The organism is Nocardioides donggukensis (assembly GCF_014842875.1).
In the GTDB taxonomy this organism is placed as follows: domain Bacteria; phylum Actinomycetota; class Actinomycetes; order Propionibacteriales; family Nocardioidaceae; genus Nocardioides; species Nocardioides donggukensis.
Window position 1 is genome coordinate 14,743 of the sequence record NZ_JACYXZ010000001.1, and the last position, 25,359, is coordinate 40,101.

The window sequence follows — 25,359 nt, forward strand, 5'->3', positions numbered from 1 at the left end:
GGTCACGGCGTCGGATCCACGTCCGGTGTCGGCTCCTCGGTCGGCTCCTCCGTGGGCTCCTCGGTCGGCTCCTCCTCCGTGGGCTCCTCGGTCGGCTCCACGAAGCTGGAGACCACGATCGTGATCGTGTCGCCCTGGTCGGCCGGCTGACCCGCGTTGGGGCTCTGGCCGATGACCGTGCCCTCGGGCTCGGTGGTGTCCGAGGAGCGCACCACGTTCACCTCGAAGCCGGCCTCCCGGATCTGCGCCTCCGCCTGGCCCTGCTTCAGGCCCACGACGTCGGGCACCTGCTCCGGCCCGTCACTGACGAAGATCCGCACCGTGGACCCTGAGGACACCTTCGTGTTGGCGCCGGGGTCCTGGTCGATGACCTGGTTCTGGGGCTCGTCGGACTCCCGGGTGCGCACCTGCACCTTGAAGCCGGCGTCGAGCAGCAGGGCCCGGGCCTGCTCCCGGGTCAGCGTCAGCACACTGGGCACGATCACGTCCGGCTTCCCGGTCGAGACCTGGAGGGTGACCACGGTGCCGAGCTCGACCGGGGTGTCCTGGTCGGGATCGGCCGCCATCACCTCGCCCGCGGGCACGTCCTCGCTCGCCTGCTCCTCGAACTCCGACTCTAGGCCGGCGTCCTCGAGCGCGGCCACCGCCTCCTGCCGCTCCATCCCGACCACGCGCGGGACCTCGACCGTCTCCGGTGGGTCCTCGCCGAGCTGCGGGATCAGGATCGCCGCCGCCGCGATCAGCGCGAGCAGCAGCAGCCCGAGCAGCACCCACAACCCGACCCGTCGTCGCCGGTCGTCGGCGACCGGCGCCGCGGCATGGGTCCCGGTCGCGGCGGTCGGGGGCGTGTCCGCCGGCAGGAACGAGGTGCCCTCGTCCGGCACCGGCACCACGGCGGGCGCCTGGACCGGGCGACCGGCGAGATACCGCTCGATGTCGGTCCGCATCGCCGCCGCGCTCTGGTAGCGCTCCTCCACCCGCTTGGCGAGCGCCTTCATCACGATGGCGTCCACCTCGGGGGTGAGCTCGGTGTCGTGCGCCGACGGGGGTACGGCGGGCTCCCGGACGTGCTGGTAGGCCACGGCGACCGGGGACTCGCCCACGAACGGCGGCCGGCCGGTGAGCAGCTCGTAGAGCAGGCAGCCGGTGGAGTAGACGTCGGAGCGGGAGTCGACGGTCTCGCCGCGGGCCTGCTCCGGGGAGAGGTACTGCGCGGTGCCGACCACGGCCGCGGTCTGGGTCATCGACGACGAGGCGTCGGAGACGGCCCGGGCGATGCCGAAGTCCATGACCTTCACGTCGCCGCTCGGGGTGAGCATCACGTTCGCGGGCTTGATGTCGCGGTGGATGATGCCGGCCCGGTGGCTGTAGTCGAGGGCGGCGAGCACGCCCGAGGTGATCTCCAGGGCCCGCTCGGGCAGGATCTTGCGGCCCTCGCGGATGATGTCGCGCAGCGTCCGCCCCGCGACGTGCTCCATGACGATGTAGGGCTGGGCGACGCCGTCCTCGTTCAGCTCCTCGCCGGTGTCGTAGACCGACACGATGGCGGGGTGGTTCAGCGAGGCCGACGACTGCGCCTCGCGACGGAACCGGGCCTGGAAGGTGGCGTCGCTGGCCAGGTCGGTGCGCAGCCGCTTGACCGCCACCACCCGTCCGAGCCGGGTGTCCGTGCCCTTGCGCACCTCGGCCATGCCGCCCCGGCCGAGGAGCTCGCCGAGCTCGTAGCGGCCACCGACCGTGATCGGCTGCTGGTCCGTCATCGCGTGTGCTTCCCCTTGCCTCTCGCGGTCCTGCCCTGTGCGTCGTACCCGGTCACTGGTCGATCACCGCTTCCATGACGGACTTCGCGATCGGACCGGCGAGCCGGCCGCCGGCGATGTCGTCGTTGGGCACGCCGGCGTTCTGGATCATCACCGCGACCGCCACCTGCGGATCGTCGGCCGGGGCGAGCGAGACGAACCAGGCGTAGTTGGTGCGCTGGTCGCTGCCGGACTCGGCGGTGCCGGTCTTGCCGCCGACGTCGACGCCCGGGATGGCGGCGGGGGTGCCGGTGCCGTTGGCGACCACCGAGACCAGCATCTTCTTCAGCTCGAACGCCGTGGAGGACGACATCGCCTCCCGGATCCGCTCCGGCTCGGTCTTGTCGAGGGTGTCCAGGTCCGGCGAGCGGACCTCGTCGACCAGGTAGGGGCGCATGAGGTCGCCGTCGTTGGCGATCGCCGAGACCACCATCGCCATCTGCAGCGGCGTGGCCGTGACGTCGAACTGGCCGATCCCGGTCAGCGCGGTGTTGGGCTCGTTGGCGCCCTCGGGGTACTTGCTCGGCGCCTGACCGGCCAGGTCCTCCAGCGAGGTGGCGTTGAAGCCGAACTTCTCCGCCTGCTCGGTCATCTTCTCGTTGCCGAGCTCCTCGGCGAGCGCGAGGAAGGTGGTGTTGCAGGACTGCTCGAGCGCCTGGATCATCGGGATCCGGTCGGTCCCGCAGGAGCGTCCGCCGTTGCCGATCTTCACCGTCGACTGCGGCAGCTGGTACGTCGGCCCGCCGGGGACCAGCGCGTCCGCGTCGTAGTTGCCGGTCTCGATCGCGGCCGCCGCGGTGACCAGCTTGAAGGTCGAGCCGGGCGGCAGCGTCGTGGAGATGGCCCGGTTCAGCTTCGGCTCGTCCTCACGGGTGTTGAGCTCCTGGTCGACGTCCTGGACGGCCCCGAGGTCGTGGCTGGCCAGCCGGTTCGGGTCGAAGCTCGGCGAGGAGACCATCGCCAGCACCTTCCCGGTCGACGGCTCCAGCGCGACGACGGCGCCCTGGACGTTCTCGCCCAACGCTGCCAGTCCGTCGTACGCCGCCACCTGCGCGGCCTGGCTGAGGGTGAGCTCGACCGAGCCGCCCTGGGGGGAGGAGTTGCTGACCATGTCGAGGAGCCGGGTCACGAAGAGCCGGTCGTCCTCCCCGGAGAGCACGTCGTTCTGGGTGCGCTCGACGCCGGCCTGGGAGAAGTAGGAGAACCAGCCGGTGACGTGGGCGTAGCGCAGCGGCTGCGGGTAGGTGCGCTGGAACTTGTACTCGTCGTCGGAGGGCCGGGACTCGGCGACCGGGTCCCGGCCGACGAGGATGGCGCCGCGCTCGCGGGAGAACGACTCCACGATGACCCGGCGGTTGTACTGGCTCTCGCTGAGCTCGTCGGCCTGGATGTACTGCAGGTAGGTGGCGTTCGCCATCAGCCCGAGGAAGAGCAGCATGCAGAAGATGGCCATCGTGCGGATCGGCTTGTTCATCGCAGGTTCACCACCTGGGTGGACTCGCTGTCGGCGTCGGCGTCGGAGGCGCTGGAGAGGTCCGGCACCGGGCGGCGGGCCTGGTCGGAGATGCGCAGCAGCAAGGCGATGATCACCCAGTTCGCGACGAGCGAGGACCCGCCGTAGGAGAGGAAGGGGGTGGTGAGACCGGTGAGCGGGATCAGCTTGGTGACGCCGCCGATCACGACGAACACCTGGATGGCGAGGACCACCGCGAGCCCGGTGGCGACCAGCTTGCCGAACCCGTCGCGGCAGACCAGGGCCACCCGGAGGCCGCGCTCGACGATGATCCCGTAGAGGAGCACCACGGCCATGACCCCGGTCAGCCCGAGCTCCTCGCCGATGGCACCCATGATGAAGTCGGTCTCCGCGAACGGGATCCGGTCCGGGCTGCCCTGCCCGAAGCCGCGGCCGAGCAGCCCGCCCCAGGCCATGCCGAAGAGCGACTCGGCGATCTGGTTGCCCTGGCCGAAGAAGTCGTCGAACGGGTCGATCCAGATGTTGACGCGGGTCTGGACGTGGCTGAAGGCCTGGTAGCCGAGGAAGGCGCCGGCCAGGAACAGGGTGCCGCCGACGACCAGCCAGCCCGGCCGCTCGGTGGCGACGTAGAGCATCACGAGGAAGAGGCCGAAGAACAGCAGCGAGGAGCCCAGGTCGCGCTGGAAGACCAGGATGCCGAGCGAGACCAGCCACATCGCGAGGATCGGGCCGAGGTCCCGGCCGCGGGGCAGGTCGACGAAGAGCAGCCGCCGGCCCGCCAGCGCCAGCGCGTCGCGGTGCAGGACGAGGTAGCCGGCGAAGGCGATCACCAGGAGCACCTTGGCGATCTCACCGGGCTGGAGCCCGATCGGGCCGAGGTTCACCCAGATCCGGGCGCCGTTCTTCTCGACGCCGATGAACGGCATCATCGGCATCACCAGCAGCACGATCGCGGTCAGCCCGCTGGTGTAGGTGAACCGCTGCAGCACCCGGTGGTCGCGCAGGAACACCAGGGTGGCGACGAAGAGCAGCACCCCGATCGTCATCCAGACCAGCTGCTGCTGGGCGAACGTCGAGTCGCCCGCGAGGTCGAGCCGGTGGATCACGGCGAGGCCGAGGCCGTTGAGCGCCGCGACGACCGGCAGCAGCACCGGGTCGGCGTACGGCGCGACGATGCGCACCGTCACGTGGCAGCCGACCACGAGCACCGCCAGCCAGCCGCCGTAGCCGATGATGTTCGCCGGCACCGTGCCCTCGACGCCGAGCCCGACCGCGACGTAGGCGCCGATGCCGACGAGGAGCGCGAGGATCAGCAGGAACAGCTCGGCCCCGCGCCGCTGGCGGTGGACGAAGCCGAGGAAGCCGTGCTGCTGGCTCACGAGCCACCCCCGTCGGCGCCGGCGGTGCTGTCGGTGGAGCTGCTGACTGGCTGGTCGGCCGGGTCGATCTGGGCGTCGTCGAGGTTGGCGACGGTGCGGCGGGCGTCGGAGAGGCTGGAGGCCTCGATGCCGCTGCGGACCTGGCCGGCGTCGTACTCGCTGAGCGCGTCGAGCTCGACCGAGGACTGTTCGTAGGGCCGGGTGAGGGTGACCCCGGGGAGCGAGGCGTCGACACCGCGGAAGATCGTGACCTGGCCCTCGTGCTCGGCGACGTAGTACTGCCGCTGGGTCCAGGTGTACGCCGCGCCGCCGACCGCCCACACCACGCCGACCAGGATCGCCAGCACCGCCAGGCGCTTGACGAGCACGAACCGGCGGGGCGCCCGGGGGGCGTAGCGGACCACCTCGGGGTCGACCGGGTCGCTGACGATGGCGTCCGCCGCCTCCGCGGGCACCGGCTCGAGCTCCCCGGTGTCGCCGGAGCGGTGGCCGCGGAACATGCCGGCCATGGAGCCGGCCATGCCGCCGCGGTTGCGGCGCGGCAGGTCGGCGGCGGCCCCCACCAGCAGCGGAGTCAGGTCGTCGGCACCCGTGCCGGCGCCCGACTCGCCCTCGGTCGCGAGTACGTCGGCCACCAGGCAGGTCACGTTGTCGGTGCTGCCGGCCTCCAGGCTGGCGCGCACCAGCTCGACCACCGCGTAGTCGGGGGTGCCGGAGCCGAGGATGTCGGCCATCCGGTCGTCGTCGAGGACACCGCAGGCGCCGTCACTGCAGAGGAAGACCCGGTCGCCCGGGGCGAGGTCGACGTGGAAGAGGTCCGGGTCGGCGTCGTGGACGCCGTCCACGGCCTTGAGGATGAGGTTGCGGTGCGGGTGCGTCCGCGACTCCTCCTCGGTGATCCGGCCCTCGTCGACCAGCGACTGGACGAAGGTGTGGTCCTTGGTGAGCCGGGTCAGCTGCCCGTCCCGGAAGAGGTACGCCCGGCTGTCGCCGACGTGGCCGAGCCCCATCCGCTCGCCGTCGAAGAGCGCCACCGTGAGCGTCGTACTCGTGCCGCTGATGCTGGGGTCCTGCTCGACCAGCTCGCCGATCCGGTCGTGGGCGCGGTGGATGGCGCCGGCGACCGAGGCCAGCAGGTCGTCCTGGGGCTGCTCGTCGAGCTTGCGGAGCTGCTGGACGGCGGTGCTCGAGGCGATGTCCCCGCGGGCCGCCCCGCCGACGCCGTCGCAGACCGTGAGCAGCCAGGGGCCGGCGTACCCGGAGTCCTGGTTGTCCTTGCGCACCCGGCCCACGTCGGACAGGGCGGCGAAGTCCAGCCGCAGGGGCGGTGACGTCATGGGGGCTACTTCCTCAGCTCGAGGATGGTCTTGCCGATCCGGACCTGCGTGCCCAACGACAGGGTCGTGGGCTGGGTGATGCGGGCGCTGCCGACGTAGGTGCCGTTGGTCGAGCCGAGGTCCTCCACGAACCACTGGTCACCCGACGCGGCGATCCGGGCGTGCCGCGTGGAGACGTAGTCGTCGTCGAGGCGGATGGCGGCGTCCGGGCCGCGGCCGATCAGGATCGGGGCGTCGTCGAGGTCGGCCCGCTCCCCGGTGTTGGCGCCCTCGACGACGGCGACGTGGGTCGGGGAGCCGCGCCGCTTCGGCGGTGCCTTGCTGGCCCGGGGGGCCTTCGGGGCGCGGCGCTCCGCGCGGGGCGCGGAGCCGGCCGGCATCCGGGCGCCGAACATGTCGGTGCGGATCACGCTCAGCGCGGAGAGCACGAAGATCCACAGGATCGCCAGGTAGGCGAACCGGATCAGGAACAGGGTCAGCTCGCTCATCGGTCGCGCTCCTGGTTGACGACCGCGATGGTCATCGTCGTGTTGCCGATCTTCACCGTCGACCCGTCCCGCAGGGGGGCGGTGCGCAGCCGGTCGCCGTCGACGACCATCCCGTTGGTGCTGCCGAGGTCGACGACGCTCAGGGCCGGGGGGCCGTCGCCCCGCATCTCCATGCGGAACTCCACGTGCCGACGGCTGACGCCGGGGTCGTTGATCCGCAGGTCCGCCTCGGTGCCGCGGCCCACGACCAGCCCGGGCGGGGTGAGCGGGTTGCGGGCACCGTTGATCTCGACGAAGACCGTGGCGCGCCCGGCCTGGGTGTCGGTGGCGTTGGTGGTGACCTTGGCCTGGGCCTGGCTGCGCACCCGGAACCGCCCGGTGGTCAGGTCGTCGGCCTGCTCGAAGCGGATCCGCACCGGACCCGGGAAGACGTAGCTCTGCTGGTCCGCGTGGTCGCGCAGCGCCTCGGTCATCTCCTTGGCCAGGGTGTTGTCGAAGGGCGCCAGCCGCTCCAGGTCGGCCGCGCTGAGCTCCACGTGGAAGCTGTTGGGCACCAGCCGCCGGTCCCGGCTGAGGATCTGGGCGTTGTTGTCCAGCTCGCGCTGCAGGGCCGCGGAGATCTCCACCGGCTGCACGGCGCTGCGGAAGGCGCGGGCGAACACCCCCGAGATCATCTGCTCGAGACGGTTCTCGAAGTCCTGAAGACCACCCATGTGCGCCTCCTTCCACTCTCGTCCGTGCCGGGTCGGGCCGACCGCAGGGGACCCTCGGGCGCGCCGCCGGTCCCCCCGGCTCGGTCGATCGTATCGGTGCCGCCCGCGCGCCCCGCCCCCCGTGGGCGGCGGTTTGGGGGAATCTCCGGTGCTGGGATAGCCTGAGCCCGCTTCACGCGCGAGTGGCGGAATAGGCAGACGCGCACGGTTCAGGTCCGTGTGTCCGAAAGGACGTGGGGGTTCAACTCCCCCCTCGCGCACCACAGGTGGTTGAGGAGGTCGCGCAGCGACCGTCTCGAAACGAAGCCCCGGGTCCTTCGGATCCGGGGCTTCGCCGCTTTCGTGCCGGCTCCGTGGCGCGGTCGCTTGGTGACTGGCGGTGCTTCGGTCGTCACCCTCGCTGCTGCGGTATGCGCGGGTGATCGATCGGCGACGGCTTCCCGGCGAGGATCGGCCCCGCCGTGCCCCTCGGAAGGGACGTCGTGTCGCACGGGCAGCCGATCTGCCGCTCGGTGGGCGAACCTGGTCGTAGGCGGAGCCGCCCACGGTCAGGACTGCGCCCAGCGCAGTCGATGAGCCGATGGCCGCCGGCTGATCAGTCCACCTTGGACGGGTGGTGCGCCAGCGGCGTGACCTTGATCCGCATGAAGCCGAAGAGCGGCAGGCTGGAGAGCAGGTCGTGGAGTTCGTCGGTCGAGTCGACGTCGAAGATGCTGATGTTGGCGTACTCACCGACCACACGCCACAGCTGCGGCCACTTGCCGGAGCGCTGGATCTCCTCGGCCCGTGCCTTCTCCCGCGCGAGCAGGTCGGCGCGGGCGTCGGGGTCCATGTCGTGGGGGACGGAGACGTCCATCCGAACGTGGAAGAGCATCTGGGGTCCTTTCAGTGCAGGGCTCGTAGGTCGGGAGCGTGGTCAGTCGCGGGTGAGTCCGGTACGGCGCAGGGCCCGCACCGCGTCCGGGTCCGGAACCACGCCCAGGCCCGGACCGTCGGGCAGCTGCAGCGCCCCGTCGACGTACTCCAGCGGCGTGGTCAGGACCTCCTCGGCGAAGAGGAGCGGGCCGAAGAGCTCGCTGCCCCAGGTGACGCCGGGCGCCGCGCAGGCCAGGTGCAGGGAGGCGGCGGTGCCGACCCCGGTCTCCAGCGAGGTGCCGCCGTGGACCGGGACGCCGGCGGCGGCGCCGATGGCCACGATGTCGCGCGCACGGCGGAGCCCGCCGACCTTGGTGACCTTCATCGACCACACGTCCGCGGCGCGCAGCTCGACCAGGCGCAGGGCGTCGTGGGGGGTGCGCAGGCTCTCGTCGGCCATGATCGGGATGGGCAGCAGCGCGTTCAGCTCGGCCAGCGCCTCGATCTGCTCTCCGGGCACCGGTTGCTCGATCAGGTCGATGCCGGCATGCGCGAGACGCGGTAGCAGCCGTCGGGAGGTGAGCAGGTCCCATCGGGCGTTGAGGTCCACGCGCAGGCTCGCCGCCTCGCCGACCTTGTCCGCGATGGCGGCGATCCGGTCCACGTCGTCGGCGGGGTCGACGGCCCCCATTTTGAGCTTGAAGCTGCGGTGGCTGCCCGCGGCGAGGAACCGCTGGATCTCTTCGACCACGATCTCGACCGGCTCCGCGCCGAGCGCCCAGGTCACGTCGATCGACGTGCGTGTGAGCCCGCCGAGCAGCGTGTGGAGCGGGACGTCGAGGGCGCGGGCCCACGCGTCGTGGAGGGCCACCTCGACGGCGGTCTTGGCGAAGAGGTTGACCGCAACCACGTCGCCCATGTCGCACATCAGCGCCTCGATGGCGTCGACGCGACGCCCGGCGATCAGGGGTGCGAGGTAGGTGTCGATCGTGACCTTCATCGACTCCACAGACTCGCCGCCCCACCACGGGCCGCCGGGGACGACGCCCTCGCCGACGCCGGTGACACCACCACGGGTGTGCACGTACACGAGCAGCACCGGCTGGGCGTTCATGGTGACCCGGGCGAAGCGGTGGGGCCGCCGCAGCGGCACGTCGATGATGACGGTCTCGACCCGCTCGATCAGCAGGTCGTCGTCGCGCAGCGAGGCGGTCATGCGGTCGCGGCGATCGAGCGGGGGCCGAGCACGCGGTCGGCCGAGCGACCCAGCAGCCCCCGGGCGGCGGTCAGGTCGCCACCGGCCAGCAGGCCGCGGACGTTGGTGGAGGAGCAGACCCGGCCGCGGTGCTCCACCAACGGGACCGGATCGACGTCGAAGCCGTGCCAGTGTCCGGCCTCCTGCAGGTAGTCGGTGTCGCCCGTCCCACCACGGCCGAAGCGGAAGTTGACGCCGACCACCACGTGGCGGGCGCCCAGCCGCTGGACGAGGCCGTCGCTGACGAAGCTCTCCGCGGAGGTCGAGGCCATCTGACGGTCGAAGGGGAGGACGATGACGTGGTCGATGCCCAGCGCGAGCGCCGTCTCCACCCGCTCGGTGACCGTCATCAGCTGCCTCGGGGCGCGCTCCGGACGGGTGAGCAGGAGCGGGTGCGGATCGAAGGTGAGCAGCACCGACGGGATCAGCAGCTCGTGCGCGCGATCGCAGGCGCGCCGCGCGAGGATCTGGTGGCCGCGGTGGAAGCCGTCGAAGACCCCCATCGTCACGACCGATCCGTTGACGAGCTGGCCCAGCTGCGGCCAGGTGGTCAGGTGGGGGGCGAGGGAGGTGGTGCGGGTCATGGAGAGCATCGATCTCACGTCCGGGAAGTGTGAGTGGTGGTGGGTGACCCCGGTGGCCGGAGGGGCGCTCCGGCCACCGGAGTTGGCCATGGGGTGGGTCAGGCTTCGGGCTCGAGCTCGAAGTCGTACGTCGAGCGGCGGGTGCCGGTGCCGTCGTCCTGCGGGTCGATGACCAGCTCGGGCTTCGTCGCCTCGGCGACGTCCGAGTCGAGGTACTCCCCGCCGGCGAAGTAGAGCTGGGTCGTGATCGGGCGGTGCCCCTCGGCGCGCACCTGGATGTGCAGGTGCGCCGGCCGCCAGGGGTGCCACCCCGACGCCTCGATCAGCTGGCCAGTGGGTCCGTCGTGCGGGATCTGGTACGGCGCGGGCTGGATCGTCTCGATCGCGAAGCGTCCCTCGTCGTCGGTCACCACGACACCGCGGAGGTTGCCGTCGGGCACGTGCGGGGCGAAGCCCGAGTAGTAGCCGTCGGCGTCGGCGTGCCAGATGTCGACCTCGGCACCGGGCATGGGCGTCCCGTCGACGTCGCGAACCTGGCCTTCCAGGACGAGCGGTGTTCCCTGCTCGTCGTCGCGCCGGGGCAGCCGGCACGTGGCGTCCAGCCTCGTCTGGCCCGGCAGGTAGTAGGGCCCGAGGATCGAGCCCTTGGTGCCGTGCTGGGACTTCGCGACCTGCTCCTCGACCGCGTGCTCCACGAACACGTCCATGAAGAGCGGCCACTCGCCTCCCTCACCGACGGACATCAGCCACGCCTTCGCGGCGTTGAACTCGGCGTAGGTCACGTCGTGCTCGGCGATCGCGTCGTGCACGCCCTTCAGCACGGACGTCACGATCGCGGCCACGCGCTCGGGCGGGGTGTCAGCGACGTCCTGCGTGCTGGCCATGGCCTTGAAGCTCTGGCTTGCGTTGGCGCCGGAGTCGGCGGCCGTGGGTGATTCCTGTGTGGCGGTCATGACTGACTCCTTCACTTCCGGTTGAGGATGAGGCTGACGTCGGTGGGGTTGATGAGGTCGGGGACGGTCCACCCGTCGAGGTCGTACTCGCCCAGGAAGGACTCGGCGAAGCCGGTCATCTTCTCGACCTCGCCCTGCGCCTCGGAGGCGAAGAGGATCTCGGCCTTCACGTTCTCGTGGTTGCCCGAGTAGTTGCGCTCGTACAGCTCGTGGCGGCCGCCGAACTCGGTGCCCACGGCGTCCCACAGGGCCTTCATGAGCTTGGTGCGGTCGACGGCGTCGTAGCCGTTGGAGCCGCGGACGTACTTGTCGAGGTACGGGCGCACCTCGGGGGTCTTGAAGTCGATCGCGTTGGAGTTGAGGTAGATCAGGCCGGACGCGACGTCCTGCTGGATGATCTCCTTCACCCGCGGATACATCTCGATCATCAGCTGGCGGTAGACCATCCCGTAGTCGAGCTTCGGCAGCATCATGCCGCCGGGGCCCTGGTCGGGGTTGGCGGCCATCGCGTCGGCCAGTGCCCGGAAGGTGTTCCGGTAGCCGATGACCTCACCCACGCGGGTCTGCACGCCGCGGAAGTCCTTGGTCCCCGTCGCGTCGAGTGCCTTGAGCAGCAGGCCGGCGATGAACTCCAGCTTGGTGGCCAGGCGGATGCAGCCGTGGAAGGTGAAGCGGTGGAAGAAGCCGGTCTGCATGGCGAAGCCGTTGATCTTGTCGGTGTCGCCGTAGACGAAGATGTTCTCCCACGGGACGAGCACCTTGTCGAAGACGAAGATGGTGTCGTTCTCGTCCATCCGGCTCGACAACGGGTAGTCGAAGGGGCTGCCGAGGGTGTCGGCCTGCATGCCGTACGACGGGCGGCAGATCAGCTTCACGCCGGGTGCGTCCATCGGGACCGTGCACACCAGGGCGTACTCCTTCTTCTTGATCGGGAGCCCGTAGTGCGCGATGAAGTTGTAGTTGGTGATCGCCGACCCGGTCGCGACGACCTTGGCGCCGGAGACGATGACGCCGGCGTCGGTCTCCTTCTCGACCTTCATGAAGACGTCGCCGACCTCGTCCGGCGGGAGGTTGCGGTCGACCGGCGGGTTGATGATCGCGTGATTCCAGTAGAGGACCTTCTCCTGGCTCTCCTTGTACCAGCGCTTGGCGTTCTCCTCGTAGGGCGCGTAGAACTCGGGGTAGCCGCCGAGCGTGCCCAGGAAGCTGCCCTTGTAGTCGGGGGAGCGACCCATCCAGCCCCAGGTCTGGCGCGCCCAGTGCTCGATCGCCTTGCGGTCGGCCTGGAGGTCCTCGGTGGACTTCGGGGTCTTGAAGAACGGGTGCGTCCAGCCGCCGTTGCCGGTGTCGGTCGGCACCCAGACGTCCTTCTTCAGCTGCTCGTCGTGAAGAGAGTTGTAGAGGCGAGCGGTCATCCGGATCGGGTTGCGGAACGCCGGGTGCTCGGTGACGTCCTTGACCCGCTCGCCGTAGATCCAGATCTCACGGTCGTCCTTGAGTGACTCGATGTAGTCGTCGCCGGTCATGGGCTGGGTCGCGGTGGAGCTCTCCGGCGCCACGAGCTCCTCGGTGCGGTCCTCGATCTGTGTCATGCGAATTTCTCCTTGGGGTGGTGGGGGCGGTGGGCCCTGCGAGCTGCGGTCAGTGGTGTGCGGACGCGGCCATCGGTCGGAAGCTGTCGGGGTCGAACCAGCCGGAGGTCGGGCAGTCCACGGACCCGCCCCAGTGGATGCCGGGAGCGGCGTCGTGGTCCGGGTTGAGGTAGCGGAACTGGCCGCCGTGGAAGAGCAGTGGTTCACGGTCGGTGACCTCGACCTGCTCGACCTCCCCGAGGACGATCACGTGATCCCCGCCGTCGTAGGTCCGCCAGGGCCGGCAGGAGATCGACGTGGCCGAGCCCTCCAGCAGCGGAGCGGTGGGCCCGTCGACCCAGGTCGGGGTCCGGTCGGCGGGACGTCCGGCGAAGTGCCACGCCACGTCCAGCTGGTCGGAGGCCAGCACGTTGATGGCGAAGGGCTTGCCGGCCAGGAACTGGCACGCCCTGGAGCTCCGGCCCAGGGTCACCTGGGCGAGCGCCGGCTCCAGGGAGACGGCGGTGAACGCGTTGACCGTCGCGCCGTGTGGGTCGCCCTCCTCGGTGATGCAGGTGACGACGGTGACGCCGGTGGCGAAGCGGCCGAATGCGTTGCGGAGTTCGCGGGCTTCCATGAGTCGATACCTCCTGTGTACGCTTTGCGTACTAACTGTCCGCTATGCGTTCATACGAGAGTGGCTCACGTCACAGGTCGTGGTCAACGGGTAGGGCCACCCGGATCGATACCGAGATCACGGGGATTAGGAGGATCGAACAATGAGTGAGCCGGCTGACCCGGGGCCCGAAGCGGGCAGTGACCGGGACTTCATCCAGAGCATCGAGCGCGGCCTCGCGGTGCTCCTGGCCTTCGACGCCGACCTGCCCCACCCCACGCTGGCCGAGGTGGCCGAGCGGACCGGCTACTCCCGGCCCGCCGTGCGGCGCATCCTGCTGACGCTGCAACGGCTGGGGTACGTCGTCGGCGAGCGGGGGCGCTGGACGTTGACCCCGCGGGTGCTCACCATCGGGCAGCACTACTCCGCCAGCCACGGCGTCGTCGAGATCGCCCAGCCGCACCTGTTGCGGGTGGTGGAGCGGACGGGCGAGTCGGCATCACTGGCCCAGCTCGACGGGACCGAGGTCGTCTACGTCGCCCGGGTCAACGCGCGGCGCGTGCTGAGCCTCACCGTCGACGTCGGCACCCGGCTGCCGGTCCACGCCACCTCGATGGGCCGGGTCCTCGTGGCCCACGCCGGCGCGGCCGTGGTGGATCGGGTCATCGACGAGGCCGGCCTACCCGCCCTGACGCCGCGGACCATCACCGACCCCATCACCTTCCGCGACGTCCTCCACGACGTACGGACCAGGGGCTATGCGGTCGTCGACGGTGAGCTGGAGGAGGGGTTCCTCTCGGCGGCGGTTCCGGTCAGGGACGGCAAGGGCGTCGTGGTGGCCGCACTGGCCTACTCCACCTCGCGTGGGCGGAGCACGCCCGAGCAGGTCGAGGACGAGGTGGTGCCGGTGCTGCTCGAGGTCGCGGAGGCCATCGGACGCGACCTCGAGTCGGTGGGTCTTCGCTCCCCCATGCTCGCGCCGGGGCCGCGGACCGGAGGGTTCTGAGGGAGCCCCGCAGGCCTGCGCCGCCCCGGTGCTACCGGTCGGCCAGCTCGGCCAGCATCGCCAGGGCCCGAGCCAGCACCGGGTTCTCGTCGCCTTCCCGAGTCGCAGCGACCAGGTCGACGCCGGGGGTGGCGACGAGGGGCACGTAGACGATGCCCGGCACGTTGAGGGCCGAGGTGGGCTCGGGGACCACGGCGAGACCCAAGCCTGCCGCGACGAACGTGACCAGCGTTGACGTCTCGGCCACCTCGTGCACGACCTCCACCTCGAGGTCGGCCGCCTCGAAGAGCTCGTGCACCAGGGAGTTCATCGCGGAACGGCCGCCGCCCGCGTGGATGATCAGGCCCTCGCCCGCCAGCTCCGGGACCCGCAGCCGTCGCCGGTGGGCGTAGCGGTGCTCCTGCGGTATCGCGACGAGCAGGCGCTCGCGCCGTACCTCGGACATGGCGAGGTCCGAGCTGTCCGGCAGGCGGCGCAGCAGCGCCAGGTCGAGCGTGCCGTCCCTCAGTGCCGCGGCCTGATCGGGGGAGAGCATCTCGCCGCGGAATCCGAAGTCGACGTCGGGCAGCTCGGTGCGCAGCGCCTTCGCCAGGGCCGGCAGCAGCGAGTAGGTCGCCGACCCGACGCAGCCGACCATGAGTCGCCCGGTGCGCCCCGCCGCGATGCGGTTGGCCTCGTCGCCGGCTGCGTCGACGGCGGCGAGGATCTCCCGGGCGCGCTCGAGGTACGCCGACCCGGCAGGAGTGAGGTCGACCTTCCGCGTCGTGCGGGAGAGGAGGGTGACCCCGAGCTCGGCCTCCAGCTGCCGGATCTGCTGCGAGAGCGGCGGCTGCGCCATGTGCAGCCGCTCCGCGGCACGGCCGAAGTGGCGCTGCTCAGCGACGGCGACGTAGTAGCGGAGGTGGCGCAGCTCCATGCTGTTCATACTTGCAGAGTTTCAGTCCGAGTGAAACAGATACTTCCGGATATCGGCCGGCTGGCCTAGCTTCGATCGCAGGGGTTGATCCGGCTGTGCGTGGACTTGTCGAGCTGTCTGATATGCCACGCATCCGAATCGGTCAATAATCGATACTTCTCCATATCGAAGATGGACGTTAGGTTCGACACATGGACGACATCGTCATCTGCGAACCCATCCGGACCCCGGTCGGAAGGTACGGCGGTGCGCTCGCGTCGCTGAGCGCCGCCGACCTGGCGGCCCGCACGCTGGCCGAGTTGGTGCGCCGTACCGGCCTGTCCGAGGGTGACGTGGACGACGTCGTGCTCGGCCAGTGCTACGCCAACGGCGAGGCGCCGGCGATCGGCCGGGTGGCCGCCCTCGACGCCGGCCTGGGCACGGGTGTCCCAGGCACGCAGGTCGACCGGCGGTGCGGTTCCGGTCTGCAGGCGGTGCTCTACGCCGCCGGCCAGGTCGCGACCGGAGCCTCGACGATGGTCGTGGCGGGCGGAGCGGAGTCGATGTCGAACGTCGAGCACTACGCGCTCGGCCTGCGCACGGGCGTGCGCGGCGGCAGCGTCGAGCTGATGGACCGGCTCGTGCGCGGCCGCGAGACCGCCGGCGGCAGGCACCACCCTGTGCCCGGCGGGATGCTCGAGACGGCGGAGAACCTGCGCCGGGAGTACGGCATCGCCCGCGACGAGCAGGACGAGCTCGCCCTGCGCTCCCAGGAGCGCGCGGTCGCCGCCCACGAGGAGGGCCGCTTCGCCGACGAGCTGGTGCCGGTGACGGTCCCCGGCCACCGGGGCGGGCCCGACACCGTGGTGGACCGGGACGAGCACCCCCGCCCCGGGACCACGCTGGAGGAGCTCGCCGGGCTGCGACCGGTGCGGCTCACGATCGACGAGGAGTCCACGGTCACCGCCGGCAACGCCAGCGGCCAGAACGACGGCGCCGCGATGTGCGTGGTGACCACCCGCGCCGTGGCCGAGAAGCGCGGCCTGCGCCCACTGCTGGCCCTGAGGTCGTGGGCGGTCGCCGGCGTCGGCCCCGAGGTGATGGGCATCGGCCCGGTCCCGGCCACCGCGGCCGCGCTGGAGCGGGCCGGGCTGGGCCTCGACGAGATCGACGTGATCGAGCTCAACGAGGCCTTCGCCGCGCAGGTGCTCGCCTGCCTGCACGAGTGGAAGGTCGACCCGACCGACGAGCGGCTCAACCCCAACGGCTCCGGCATCTCGCTCGGCCACCCCGTGGGCGCGACCGGCGCACGGATCCTCGCGACCATGGCCCACGAGATGCAGCGGCGGGAGAGCCGCTACGGCCTGGAGACGATGTGCATCGGCGGCGGCCAGGGCCTCGCCGCGGTCTTCGAGCGGGTGGTCGCATGAGCGGCCCCGCCCAGCCCGGTGGCGCCGTCGACGTGCACCATGTCGTCAGCGGCCGCGAAGACGGCCCCGTCGTCGTGCTGTCCAACTCCCTCGGCGCCACGCACCGGATGTGGGACGCCAACCTCGAGGCGCTCGAGGAGCACTTCCGAGTCGTCCGCTACGACACCCGCGGCCATGGCGGCTCGCCGGTGCCGGACGGGCCCTACACGATCGACGACCTCGCCGACGACGTCGTGGCCCTGCTCGACCGCCTCGGCGTCGAGAAGGCCCACTTCGTCGGGCTGTCGCTGGGCGGGATGACCGGCATGCGGCTCGCCGCCGGCCACCCCGAGCGGGTCGACCGGCTGGTGGTTCTCTGCACCGGAGCCCACCTCACGCCGTCGTCCGCCTGGACCGACCGCGCGGCCACCGTTCGCGCCGATGGGACCACGGCGGTCGCGGAGGCCGTGGTCGCCCGGTGGTTCACCCCCGGCTACCTCGAGGCCCACCCCGAGGTGAAGGCCGACTCCGAGGCCACCGTCGCCGCCACCCCTGCTGAGGGGTACGCCGGCTGCTGCGAGGTGATCGGGGCCATGGACCTGCGCGACGACCTCCCGTCGATCACCGCGCCCACGCTGGCGATCGCCGGTGGCGACGACCCCGCGACCCCACCTCCCCACCTCGAAGCCATCGCGGGAGCCGTCCAGGACGGCCGACTGCTCGTCGTACCCGACTCCGCCCACCTGGCCAACGCCCAGCAGCCGGAAATCGTCACCCCGGCCATCGTCGAGCACCTCGGAGCAACCTCGGGACGGACCGCATGAGCGTCGACAAGGTGGTCGGATCGGCCGAGGATGCGGTCGCCGACATCCCCGACGGGGCCAGCCTCGCGGTCGGCGGCTTCGGCCTCGCGGGCATTCCGTGGATCCTCATCGAGGCGCTACTGGACCAGGGCGCGACCGGCCTCACCGTGGTGTCCAACAACTGCGGCGTCGACGGCGCCGGGCTCGGGCTGCTGCTGGAGAGCGGGCGGATCGACCGGGTCATCGCGTCGTACGTCGGGGAGAACAAGGAGTTCGCGCGGCAGTACCTCGCCGGCGAGCTGACCGTGGAGCTGACCCCGCAGGGCACCCTGGCCGAGCGGATGCGCGCGGGTGGCGCCGGGCTCGGCGCCTTCTTCACCCCCACCGGCGTCGGGACGCCCGTCGCCGAGGGCGGCCTGCCGTGGCGCTACCACCCCGATGGGACCGTGATGCTCGCCTCGCCACCCAAGGAGGTGCGCACCTTCCACGGCCGGGAGATGGTGCTCGAGGAATCCATCGTCACCGACGTCGCGCTCGTCCGCGCCGCCGTCGCCGACCGGGCCGGCAACTGTGTCTTTCACGCCTCGGCCCGCAACTTCAATCCCGACGCGGCGATGGCGGGTCGGCTCACGCTCGTCGAGGCCGAGCGGCTCGTCGAGGTCGGCGAGCTCGGGCCCGACGAGATCCACCTGCCCGGCGTCTTCGTGCAGCGGGTCGTCGAGCTCACGCCCGACCAGGCCTCCCAGAAGGACATCGAGAAGCGCACGACGCGGGGGGACCGGCCCGACCCGGCCCCTGTGCCAGCCGTCGAGAGGAGTCGCTGACATGCCGTGGACCAGGGACCAGATGGCCGAGCGCGCCTCCCGGGAGCTCGGCGACGGTGAGTACGTCAACCTCGGCATCGGGCTGCCCACGATGATCCCGGCCCATCTGCCCGAAGGGTCGACGGTCACGCTGCACGCCGAGAACGGCATCCTCGGCGTCGGGCCGTTCCCCTACGACGACGAGGTCGACCCCGACCTGATCAACGCCGGCAAGCAGACCGTCACCGTGCTGCCCGGGGCGTCGTACTTCCAGTCCTCCACGAGCTTCGCCATGATCCGCGGCGGCCATGTCGACGTCGCCGTGCTCGGCGGGATGCAGGTCTCGATGACCGGGGACCTCGCCAACTGGATGGTGCCCGGCGCGATGGTCAAGGGCATGGGAGGCGCCATGGACCTGGTGTCCGGCGCGCGCAAGGTGATCGTGGTGATGGAGCACCTGACCCGCAAGGGCGAGCCCAAGCTGCTCGCCGAGTGCACCCTGCCGCTGACCGGCCGGGGCGTCGTCTCGCGGGTCGTCACCGACCTCGGCGTCCTCGACGTCGCCGGCGACGGCTTCCGGCTCGTCGAGTTCGCGCCGGACGTCACCCGCGAGGAGCTGGCCTCCGCCACCGGAGCGCCGCTGCTCGACCCCGAGACGGTCGAGGTCGCCTGATGGACCTCGAGTCCCGCGTCCGTCGGCTCGAGGACCTGCACGAGATCGGGCAGCTGCGGGCGCGCTACTGCCAGTACCTCGACGACGGGCGTTGGGATGACCTGGTCGATCTCTTCACCGAGGACGGCTCCTTCGTCGGCCTCTCCACCGCCACCGGCCGCGAGGCGCTGCGGAGCTTCTTTCCCGAGCTCCAGCAGGGTCGGCTCAAGGCGTGGTGGCACTTCAGCAGCAACGAGACGATCGACCTCGACGATGACTGCGCCACGGGTGAGACGTGGCTGAACCAACCGTGCGTGGTCGACGATGAGCCCCACATCGCCGCCGGGCGGTACGCCGACCGGATCCGTCGCTGCGCCGACGGCCGTTGGCGCTTCGAGGAACGCAAGGTCACGTTCTTCTTCTGGTCGCCGGTCAGCGACGGCTGGGCACCCGGTCGGTTCCAGTACTCGCCCGCGGAGACGGCCGCGGACCCGCGCACGGTCGAGCGCTACCGATGAGCCTCGCGAGCCGACGAACGTAGCCGGGCCGTACCACCGGGCGCTGCCGAGCCCACCGCCCCACCCAGCCGCGACCATCGAAATCACAGATGCCGAAGTTCGCATTTATGAGTTGTACAGATGGGTGACGCCTCGCCGAAGATGCTGTGACCAGCACCACTTCGTGAGCCGCGGGCAGCGGTCAGAGAGAGTGATCATGAGTCAGGAAGCACAGGGCGACAGCGCAACGTTCGTGAAGTTCGAGCAGGAGCACATCCTGCCCATCCCGGAGACGAAGCGCACCGGGACACCGTGGTCGCTGTTCGCCATCTGGGTGGGCCTGAACATGCTGCCGTTGGCGGTCGTCACCGGTGCAGTGGCCAGTGGTGGCTACGGCCTCACGATCGCCTGGAGCATCGTCGCCATCCTGGTCGGCAACGTGATCGGCGCCTTCGGAGCCGCGCTGCACGCCTCGCAGGGGCCTCACCTCGGCATCCCGCAGATGCTGCAGGCCCGCGCCCAGTTCGGCTACCAGGGAGGGAGCCTGTTCGCGGTCATCGCGCTGGTGATGTTCCTGGGCTTCTTCGCCAGCATCCTGATCGTCGCCAAGGACTCGCTCGCCGTGGTCTTCCCCGAGCTCCATGGCTCGCTGGTGATCCTGGTCTTCGCCGTCATCGGCATCGTGCTGTGCGTCTACGGCTACGACCTGCTGCGCCGGACGATGGTCTACCTGTCGATCCTGATCGGGGCCACGGTCGCGGTGGCGATGGCGTTGCTCTGGACGAAGCCCGAGGTGACCTCCCAGCGGGCCGACGCCGCCTTCAGCGTCGAGGGCTTCTTCGGCATGCTCGCCATCGGCATCGTCTGGCAGCTCGCCTACGCGCCGTACGTCTCGGACTACACGCGCTACCTGCCCAAGACGACCGGGCCCCGGTCGGCGTTCTGGAGCACCTACCTCGGCCTCGTCGGGAGCTCGGTGTTCGTCATGGTCCTGGGCGTGCTGCTCGGGGCGGCCAACCCCGACAACCCGTTGGCGGCGCTCTCGGACAACCTCGGCTGGATCGGGATCATCGCCCTCATCATCTTCGCGGTGAGCTCGGCCCTGATCAACGGCGTGGAGCTCTACTCCGCGGTCATGAACGCGCTGACCATCCTCCAGTCGGCGTTCAAGGTGACGGTCACGTCCAGCACCCGCGTGGTGACGACGCTGGTGTGCGGCGCCGTGGCCACCCTGGTCGCGCTTCTCGGCCAGGGGAACTTCATGGTCACCTTCGAGAGCTTCCTCCTGCTGCTGCTCTACGTGCTCATCCCGTGGTCGGCCATCAACCTCGCCGACTACTTCATCGTGCGCAGGGGTCACTACGACGTCGACGCGCTCTTCGCGACCGACGGCGGGCAGTACGGCCGGTGGAACCGGATCGGCCTGATCAGCTATGCGGTCGGCCTCGCCGCCCAGATCCCCTTCATGGTGACGCCGCTCTTCACCGGCCCGCTCGCGGGACCGCTGCAGAACATCGACGTCGCCTGGCTCGCCGGGTTCGTGGTGACCGGCGCGGTCTACCTGCTGATCGTCCGATCGACGAGCACCGCGGACCTCGGTGCCGCGGCGGAGACCGAGGTCCGCTCCGCTCCCTGAGCCGGCGGCCCCTCGAGGCTCACCCGCTCGCCCGTCCCCGCGTGGCGCGGATCGACGACCTGATGAAGGCCTGAGCGCGCCCCGTGCGCCGGATCCCCTTCATCGAGGCGAGCACCACCTCGAGGGGCTCCACCTCGTCGGAGATCTCGAGCGCGACCACCTCGGAGCCGTCGTACGTCGTGTTGGTGGCCGGGCGCTGGTTGAGGACTGACCATCCCTGGCCGTGGGCCACCAGGGCACGGGCGGTCTCGAAGCCCGCCGTCCGGTGTCGCACGCGGGGGTGGAAGCCGGCCGACTCGACCACCCGCTCCAGGTACTGGCCGCTGTGGGGCAGGTCGAGCAGCACCATCGGCTCGTCGGCGAGCTCGCTCAGCGCGACCCGCTTGCGACGGCCGAGCCGGTGCCCCTTGGCGACCAGGACGTACGGCGCCGCCACGCCGACGCGCACGTGGTCGATGTCGTCCTCGAGGTCGTAGCCGTACATCAGCGCCAGCTCGCACCGGCCGCTGCGCAGGGCCTGCTTCAGCACGGCGTGCTCGTCCTCCACGACCGACACCCGGATCCCCGGGTGCTCCTCCTCGCAGGCCGCCAGCAGGCTCGGCAGCTCGAAGGGGGCGAGCGTCGTGAAGCAGCCGATGGAGAGGTCGCCGACCAGGGCCTGACCGGCGGTGCGGGCGACCTCGGCCAGCTCGGCGGTGTGCACGAGGTAGTTGCGCAGCTCACGGTAGAACTCCTCGCCGGCGGGCGTCAGCGTGAGGCCGCGCGCGTGGCGCCGCAGCAGCAGCTGCACGCCGAGCTCCTTCTCCAGCTGCGCCACCGCGGTGGAGACGGCGGACTGGGAGACCATCAGCTCCTGCGAGGCGGCCGTCATGCTGCCCAGCTCGGCGGCCGCGGCGAAGTAGCGGAGCTGCACGAGGGTGAAGCCGAAGTTCGTCACCACGACAGTATCGGTGGTCAGCTCCCTGGCCGCGCGAGGTTGGCGAGGTGCTCGGGATGCAGCAGTGCGTCGAGGGTCGCGACGTCGACGCGCTCGGTGGCCAGCGCGAGGGCGCGGACGTCGGCGACCCCGGTCAGCGCGGCCTTCGCGATCTCGGCGGACCGGGCGTAGCCCAGCAGCGGTGTCAGGGCGGTGGCCAGACCGGCGTTGCCGGCCACGGCCGCGGCGAGCTTGGCCGCGTCGACGCCGATGCCGTCGACACAGTGCTCGCGCAGCGAGTCGAAGGCCGCGGTGGTCCAGGCGAATCCCTGCAGCAGCCCGTGGCAGATGACCGGCTGGAAGGCGTTGAGCTGCAGCTGGCCGCCCTCGGCCGCCATCGTCACCGTCACGTCGTTGCCGATCACCCAGAAGGCCACCTGGTTGACCATCTCCGGGATCACCGGGTTGACCTTGCCGGGCATGATGCTCGACCCGGCCTGGCGGGCCGGCAGCTGGAGCTCGCCGAGCCCGGCCTGCGGCCCGGAGGAGAGCAGCCGCAGGTCGTTGCAGATCTTGGAGGCCTTCACGACGACCCGCTTGAGGACGCCGGAGACCTGCACGAAGGCGCCGGTGTCGCTGGTCGCCTCGACCAGGTCGTCGGCCCCGACGACCGGCCGGCCGACGATCTCGGCCAGGTGTGCAACCGCCCGCGTGGGGTAGTCCGGGTGGGCGGTGATGCCGGTGCCGATCGCGGTCGCTCCGAGGTTGACCTCGCACAGGAGGGTGCGCGAGTCGGCCAGCCGGGCCAGCTCCTCGCGGAGGGTCACCGCATAGGCCCCGAGCTCCTGGCCGACGGTCATCGGCACGGCGTCCTGCAGTTGCGTCCGGCCGATCTTCGGGATCGTGCGGAACTGCGCCGCCTTCGCTGCGAACGCATCCGCCAGCGCGGTGGTGGAGGCCGCCAGCCGCACGATCCCGGCCACGAGGGCCAGGCGCACCGCGGTGGGGTAGACGTCGTTGGTCGACTGGCAGCGGTTGACGTGGTCGAGCGGGTGGATCTCGTCGTAGCTGCCGCGGGGGAGGCCGAGGAGCTCGAGTGCCCGGTTGGCGATCACCTCGTTCGCGTTCATGTTCGTCGAGGTGCCGGCACCGCCCTGGATCACGTCGACGACGAACTGGTCGTCGAGGACGCCGGTGCGCACCTCCTCCGCGGCGGCCGCGATGGCGTCGTACCTCCGGTCGTCGAGGAGGCCGAGGTCGTGGTTGGCGCGGGCGGCGGCGAGCTTGACCGCGCCCAGGGCGGCGACGAGCTCGCGGTGGGCACCCACCGGCGTGCCGCTGATCGGGAAGTTCGTGAACGCGCGGGCGGTGTGGACGCCCCAGTAGGCGTCGGCGGGCACCTCGTGGGGCCCGAGCGAGTCGTGCTCGGTGCGGACGTCGCTCATGGCGCCGCCACGTCGAGGGCCGCCCAGGCCAGGGCGGTGGCGGCGTCGAGCAGCGCCTTCTCCGCGTCGCCGCCGACGCACCTCGCGGCGAACTCGGGCTGGTGGTTCAGGGCGGGCAGGGAGCCGATCCCGACGTAGGGGTGGATGGCCGGCACCACCTGGGAGACGTTGCCCATGTCGGTGGAAGCGCGGTTCATCCGGCGCGCCGGCGTGCCCGGGTCGAAGACGCGGCCGAGGAGCTCGGCGTTGCGGACGTAGGCGTCGAGCGCCGGCTGGAAGGCGCGGAACTCGGCGTAGGGCTTGCTCTCGGCGGTGATGTCGAGGCTCGCGCCGGTGGCGAGCGCCCCGGCCTCGAAGCAGCGCCAGACGCGATCCTCGGTCTCGGCGAGCTGCTCGAGGCTCTCGGCCCGGACGTACCACCGGCCCTCGGTGTGGGCGGGGATGGCGTTGGGCGCCTCGCCGCCGTTGGTCATCACCCCGTGCACCCGCACGGTCGGAGGCAGCTGCTGGCGGAGGAGCCCGACCGCGACCTGGGCGACGGTGAACGCGTCGGCGGCGTTGACGCCCTGCTCGGGGTACGCCGCGGCGTGCGCCGCCCTGCCCCGGTAGGCGACGTGGGAGTGCGAGACCGCGAACGGCTCCGCCTCGGCGACGTCGACCGGCGCGGGGTGGGCCATCATCGCCAGGTCCAGACCAGCGAAGGCGCCGCGCTCAAGCAGCTCGATCTTCCCGCCACCGCCCTCCTCGGCCGGCGTCCCGTAGACCTCGATGGCGAGGCCCGCCGCGTCCGCCAGCGGTGCCAGCGCGCGGGCGGCACCGACGGTGATGGCCGAGATCAGGTTGTGGCCGCACGCGTGACCGAGGCCGGGCAGCGCGTCGTACTCCGCGCACAGGCCTAGCCGGAACGGGCCGTCGCCGTACGTGGCGAGGAAGGCGGTCTCCAGCCCCAGGTAGGACGGGGTCACCGCGAAGCCCGCCTCCTCGAGGGCGTCGGCGACCCAGCGGGAGGATCGGTGCTCCTCCCAGGCGGTCTCCGGGTGGGCGTGCAGCAGTTCGGAGAGGGCGATCAGGCGCTCGGCGTCCGCCGCCACCGTGCCCGCGGCGCTGTGCCGGGCGGCGTCGTCGTCCATCGTCGCTACTCGTCCCCGCCGACGCCGTACGACGGCGCCGCGGCCGGGTCGAGCCCGCGCGTCACGTAGTCGTCGCGCTGGGGGAGCCAGACCTCGAGCAGCCGGCCGAGGCCCTCGATCGGGTGGTCGCTCCAGTCGACGCGGAGGTCGGTCACCCGCCACGGTACGTCGCGGACGACGGCCAGGCCGGCCGAGCGGACGGGGTCGACCTCGCCACCGGCTGCCTGGCCGGCGACCAGGGCGGCGACCAGGCGCTCCTCGAGCTCCCCGGTCGCCTGGGCGAAGCCCTCGACGACAGCGTCGACGACCTCGGTCCTGGCGAGCAGGTTGCCCGCGGCGACGACGCCGGCGCCGACCCGGTCGGCGTGGACGCCGAGCGACCCGGCTCCGGAGAACGCCGCACCGGTGCCGTCGAGGGCGAGGACGGTGAGCTGGCGATGGTCGATGTGGTCGCGGTCGGCGACGATGCCCGCCATCGCGGCGGGTGCGTCCAGGCCGGTCTCCAGCGCGTCCAGCAGGGCAGGGCCCAGGCGCGGGTCGGTGACGTTCTGGGAGGCGGCGCCGCCGACGTCGGCACGCAGGTGGATGCAGCGCGCGGCCACGGCCGGGCTGGACGAGGTGACGGCCATGCCGATGGCCCCGCGGCCGTCGGTGGCGAGGACGGAGAAGGTCACGGCGCGTCGCTCGGGATCACGGCGACGGCGTCGACCTCGACCAGCCACTCCGGGCGGGCGAGGGCGGAGACGACCAGGCCGGTCGAGATCGGGTGCACGCCCTTGGTCCACCGGCCGATGGTCCGGTAGACGACCTCGCGGTAGCGGGGGTCGACGAGGTAGACGGTCAGCTTGACCAGGTGCTCCATCCGCGCGCCGGCCTCGGTGAGGAGCAGGTCGATGTTGGCCATCGCCTGCTCGGTCTGCGCCTCGACGTCGCCGATGCCGACCGAGTCGCTGGTGTCGAGGTCCTGGCCGATCTGCCCGCGGACGTAGACGGTGTTGCCGGCCACCACTGCCTGGCACAGGTCGTTGTCGAGGCTCTGCTCGGGATAGGTCTCGCGGGTGTTGAACGGGCGGATGCGGGTGTGTCCGCCGGCGACGATGCTGCTCATGCGCTTGAGTCCATCGCATACTCGATCATGTGTCC

At 71.2% G+C, this 25,359-nt stretch carries 25 protein-coding genes and 1 tRNA gene; 8 read left to right on the top strand and 18 right to left on the bottom strand.

What is annotated here, in order from left to right; all coding sequences use genetic code 11:
* Nucleotides 1-2: 2 nt before the first annotated feature.
* The 6 genes from pknB to IE331_RS00095 are packed head-to-tail and all read right to left on the bottom strand — an operon-like array spanning nt 3 to nt 7,190.
* A complete protein-coding gene (gene pknB, locus IE331_RS00070) occupies nt 3-1,760 on the bottom strand; it encodes a Stk1 family PASTA domain-containing Ser/Thr kinase (RefSeq protein WP_192139304.1) in 1,758 nt (585 codons plus the stop codon).
* Between the two features lie 52 nt (nt 1,761-1,812).
* Entirely contained in the window at nt 1,813-3,273 is a 1,461-nt protein-coding gene (locus IE331_RS00075; RefSeq protein ID WP_192139306.1) for a peptidoglycan D,D-transpeptidase FtsI family protein, read from the bottom strand.
* The gene (locus IE331_RS00080; RefSeq protein WP_192139308.1) at nt 3,270-4,652 is read right to left on the bottom strand and encodes an FtsW/RodA/SpoVE family cell cycle protein; all 1,383 of its coding nucleotides are present in this window, start codon (nt 4,650-4,652) and stop codon (nt 3,270-3,272) included. The genes IE331_RS00075 and IE331_RS00080 overlap by 4 nt, the downstream gene beginning before the upstream one ends.
* Nucleotides 4,649-5,989 (bottom strand): PP2C family protein-serine/threonine phosphatase, encoded by a 1,341-nt coding sequence (locus tag IE331_RS00085; protein WP_192139310.1) that lies wholly within the window; start codon nt 5,987-5,989, stop codon nt 4,649-4,651. The genes IE331_RS00080 and IE331_RS00085 overlap by 4 nt, the downstream gene beginning before the upstream one ends.
* 5 nt (nt 5,990-5,994) lie before the next feature.
* Nucleotides 5,995-6,477, bottom strand: a complete 483-nt coding sequence (locus IE331_RS00090) for an FHA domain-containing protein FhaB/FipA (RefSeq protein WP_192139313.1) — start codon at nt 6,475-6,477, stop codon at nt 5,995-5,997.
* Nucleotides 6,474-7,190: an FhaA domain-containing protein gene (locus IE331_RS00095; protein WP_192139315.1), complete on the bottom strand. Its 717-nt coding sequence runs from the start codon at nt 7,188-7,190 to the stop codon at nt 6,474-6,476. Before IE331_RS00095 ends, IE331_RS00090 begins: the two co-directional genes overlap by 4 nt.
* 176 nt (nt 7,191-7,366) lie before the next feature.
* Here IE331_RS00095 and IE331_RS00100 point away from each other — a divergent pair.
* Nucleotides 7,367-7,453: transfer RNA gene (locus IE331_RS00100), tRNA-Leu, on the top strand.
* Between the two features lie 332 nt (nt 7,454-7,785).
* Here IE331_RS00100 and catC read toward each other — a convergent pair.
* The 6 genes from catC to IE331_RS00130 form a co-directional block, all read right to left on the bottom strand.
* The gene (gene catC / locus IE331_RS00105; RefSeq protein WP_192139317.1) at nt 7,786-8,064 is read right to left on the bottom strand and encodes a muconolactone Delta-isomerase; all 279 of its coding nucleotides are present in this window, start codon (nt 8,062-8,064) and stop codon (nt 7,786-7,788) included.
* A gap of 42 nt (nt 8,065-8,106) precedes the next feature.
* Nucleotides 8,107-9,261: a muconate/chloromuconate family cycloisomerase gene (locus IE331_RS00110; RefSeq protein ID WP_192139320.1), complete on the bottom strand. Its 1,155-nt coding sequence runs from the start codon at nt 9,259-9,261 to the stop codon at nt 8,107-8,109.
* Nucleotides 9,258-9,884 carry an adenylyltransferase/cytidyltransferase family protein gene (locus IE331_RS00115; RefSeq protein WP_192139323.1) on the bottom strand — a complete coding sequence of 209 codons (627 nt, stop codon included), beginning with the start codon at nt 9,882-9,884 and terminating at the stop codon, nt 9,258-9,260. The genes IE331_RS00110 and IE331_RS00115 overlap by 4 nt, the downstream gene beginning before the upstream one ends.
* 98 nt (nt 9,885-9,982) lie before the next feature.
* Complete coding sequence (gene catA / locus IE331_RS00120; protein ID WP_192139325.1) at nt 9,983-10,837, bottom strand: catechol 1,2-dioxygenase; 855 nt, start codon at nt 10,835-10,837, stop codon at nt 9,983-9,985.
* A gap of 11 nt (nt 10,838-10,848) precedes the next feature.
* Nucleotides 10,849-12,429 carry a 4-hydroxyphenylacetate 3-hydroxylase family protein gene (locus tag IE331_RS00125; RefSeq protein WP_192139329.1) on the bottom strand — a complete coding sequence of 527 codons (1,581 nt, stop codon included), beginning with the start codon at nt 12,427-12,429 and terminating at the stop codon, nt 10,849-10,851.
* 49 nt (nt 12,430-12,478) lie between these two features.
* Nucleotides 12,479-13,045: a flavin reductase family protein gene (locus IE331_RS00130; protein ID WP_192139331.1), complete on the bottom strand. Its 567-nt coding sequence runs from the start codon at nt 13,043-13,045 to the stop codon at nt 12,479-12,481.
* A 142-nt stretch (nt 13,046-13,187) separates the two neighbouring features.
* Between IE331_RS00130 and IE331_RS00135 the strand changes: the two genes are divergently transcribed.
* Nucleotides 13,188-14,030: an IclR family transcriptional regulator domain-containing protein gene (locus IE331_RS00135; protein WP_192139333.1), complete on the top strand. Its 843-nt coding sequence runs from the start codon at nt 13,188-13,190 to the stop codon at nt 14,028-14,030.
* 31 nt (nt 14,031-14,061) lie between these two features.
* On the opposite strand, the gene IE331_RS00140 is transcribed toward IE331_RS00135, so the two are convergent.
* Nucleotides 14,062-14,946, bottom strand: coding sequence for a LysR substrate-binding domain-containing protein (locus tag IE331_RS00140; protein WP_192139335.1), 885 nt, complete (start codon nt 14,944-14,946; stop codon nt 14,062-14,064).
* A 191-nt stretch (nt 14,947-15,137) separates the two neighbouring features.
* Here IE331_RS00140 and IE331_RS00145 point away from each other — a divergent pair, with 191 nt between their 5' ends.
* The 6 genes from IE331_RS00145 (at nt 15,138) to IE331_RS00170 (ending at nt 20,725) form a co-directional block, all read left to right on the top strand.
* Nucleotides 15,138-16,355, top strand: a complete 1,218-nt coding sequence (locus tag IE331_RS00145) for an acetyl-CoA C-acetyltransferase (RefSeq protein ID WP_192139337.1) — start codon at nt 15,138-15,140, stop codon at nt 16,353-16,355.
* Nucleotides 16,352-17,158, top strand: coding sequence for a 3-oxoadipate enol-lactonase (gene pcaD / locus IE331_RS00150; RefSeq protein WP_192139339.1), 807 nt, complete (start codon nt 16,352-16,354; stop codon nt 17,156-17,158). The genes IE331_RS00145 and pcaD overlap by 4 nt, the downstream gene beginning before the upstream one ends.
* Nucleotides 17,155-17,961, top strand: a complete 807-nt coding sequence (locus tag IE331_RS00155; protein WP_192139341.1) for a CoA transferase subunit A — start codon at nt 17,155-17,157, stop codon at nt 17,959-17,961. Before pcaD ends, IE331_RS00155 begins: the two co-directional genes overlap by 4 nt.
* Nucleotide 17,962: 1 nt before the next feature.
* Nucleotides 17,963-18,613 carry a CoA transferase subunit B gene (locus IE331_RS00160; RefSeq protein ID WP_192139343.1) on the top strand — a complete coding sequence of 217 codons (651 nt, stop codon included), beginning with the start codon at nt 17,963-17,965 and terminating at the stop codon, nt 18,611-18,613.
* Complete coding sequence (locus IE331_RS00165; RefSeq protein WP_201930804.1) at nt 18,613-19,110, top strand: nuclear transport factor 2 family protein; 498 nt, start codon at nt 18,613-18,615, stop codon at nt 19,108-19,110. The genes IE331_RS00160 and IE331_RS00165 overlap by 1 nt, the downstream gene beginning before the upstream one ends.
* A gap of 196 nt (nt 19,111-19,306) precedes the next feature.
* On the top strand, nt 19,307-20,725 hold the full coding sequence (locus tag IE331_RS00170) for a purine-cytosine permease family protein (RefSeq protein ID WP_192139345.1): 1,419 nt from the start codon (nt 19,307-19,309) through the stop codon (nt 20,723-20,725).
* A gap of 19 nt (nt 20,726-20,744) precedes the next feature.
* Here IE331_RS00170 and IE331_RS00175 read toward each other — a convergent pair whose 3' ends face one another.
* Genes IE331_RS00175 through IE331_RS00195 form a run of 5 tightly spaced genes read right to left on the bottom strand, consistent with a single transcriptional unit; the run spans nt 20,745 to nt 25,324 of the window.
* Nucleotides 20,745-21,662, bottom strand: a complete 918-nt coding sequence (locus tag IE331_RS00175; RefSeq protein ID WP_192139347.1) for a LysR family transcriptional regulator — start codon at nt 21,660-21,662, stop codon at nt 20,745-20,747.
* A 17-nt stretch (nt 21,663-21,679) separates the two neighbouring features.
* Nucleotides 21,680-23,086, bottom strand: a complete 1,407-nt coding sequence (locus tag IE331_RS00180; RefSeq protein WP_192139349.1) for an aspartate ammonia-lyase — start codon at nt 23,084-23,086, stop codon at nt 21,680-21,682.
* Nucleotides 23,083-24,216, bottom strand: coding sequence for a M20 family metallopeptidase (locus IE331_RS00185; RefSeq protein ID WP_192139351.1), 1,134 nt, complete (start codon nt 24,214-24,216; stop codon nt 23,083-23,085). Before IE331_RS00185 ends, IE331_RS00180 begins: the two co-directional genes overlap by 4 nt.
* Nucleotides 24,217-24,221: 5 nt before the next feature.
* Nucleotides 24,222-24,890 (bottom strand): DUF1028 domain-containing protein, encoded by a 669-nt coding sequence (locus IE331_RS00190; protein WP_192139353.1) that lies wholly within the window; start codon nt 24,888-24,890, stop codon nt 24,222-24,224.
* Nucleotides 24,887-25,324, bottom strand: coding sequence for a RidA family protein (locus IE331_RS00195; protein ID WP_192139355.1), 438 nt, complete (start codon nt 25,322-25,324; stop codon nt 24,887-24,889). The genes IE331_RS00190 and IE331_RS00195 overlap by 4 nt, the downstream gene beginning before the upstream one ends.
* Nucleotides 25,325-25,359: the final 35 nt, after the last annotated feature.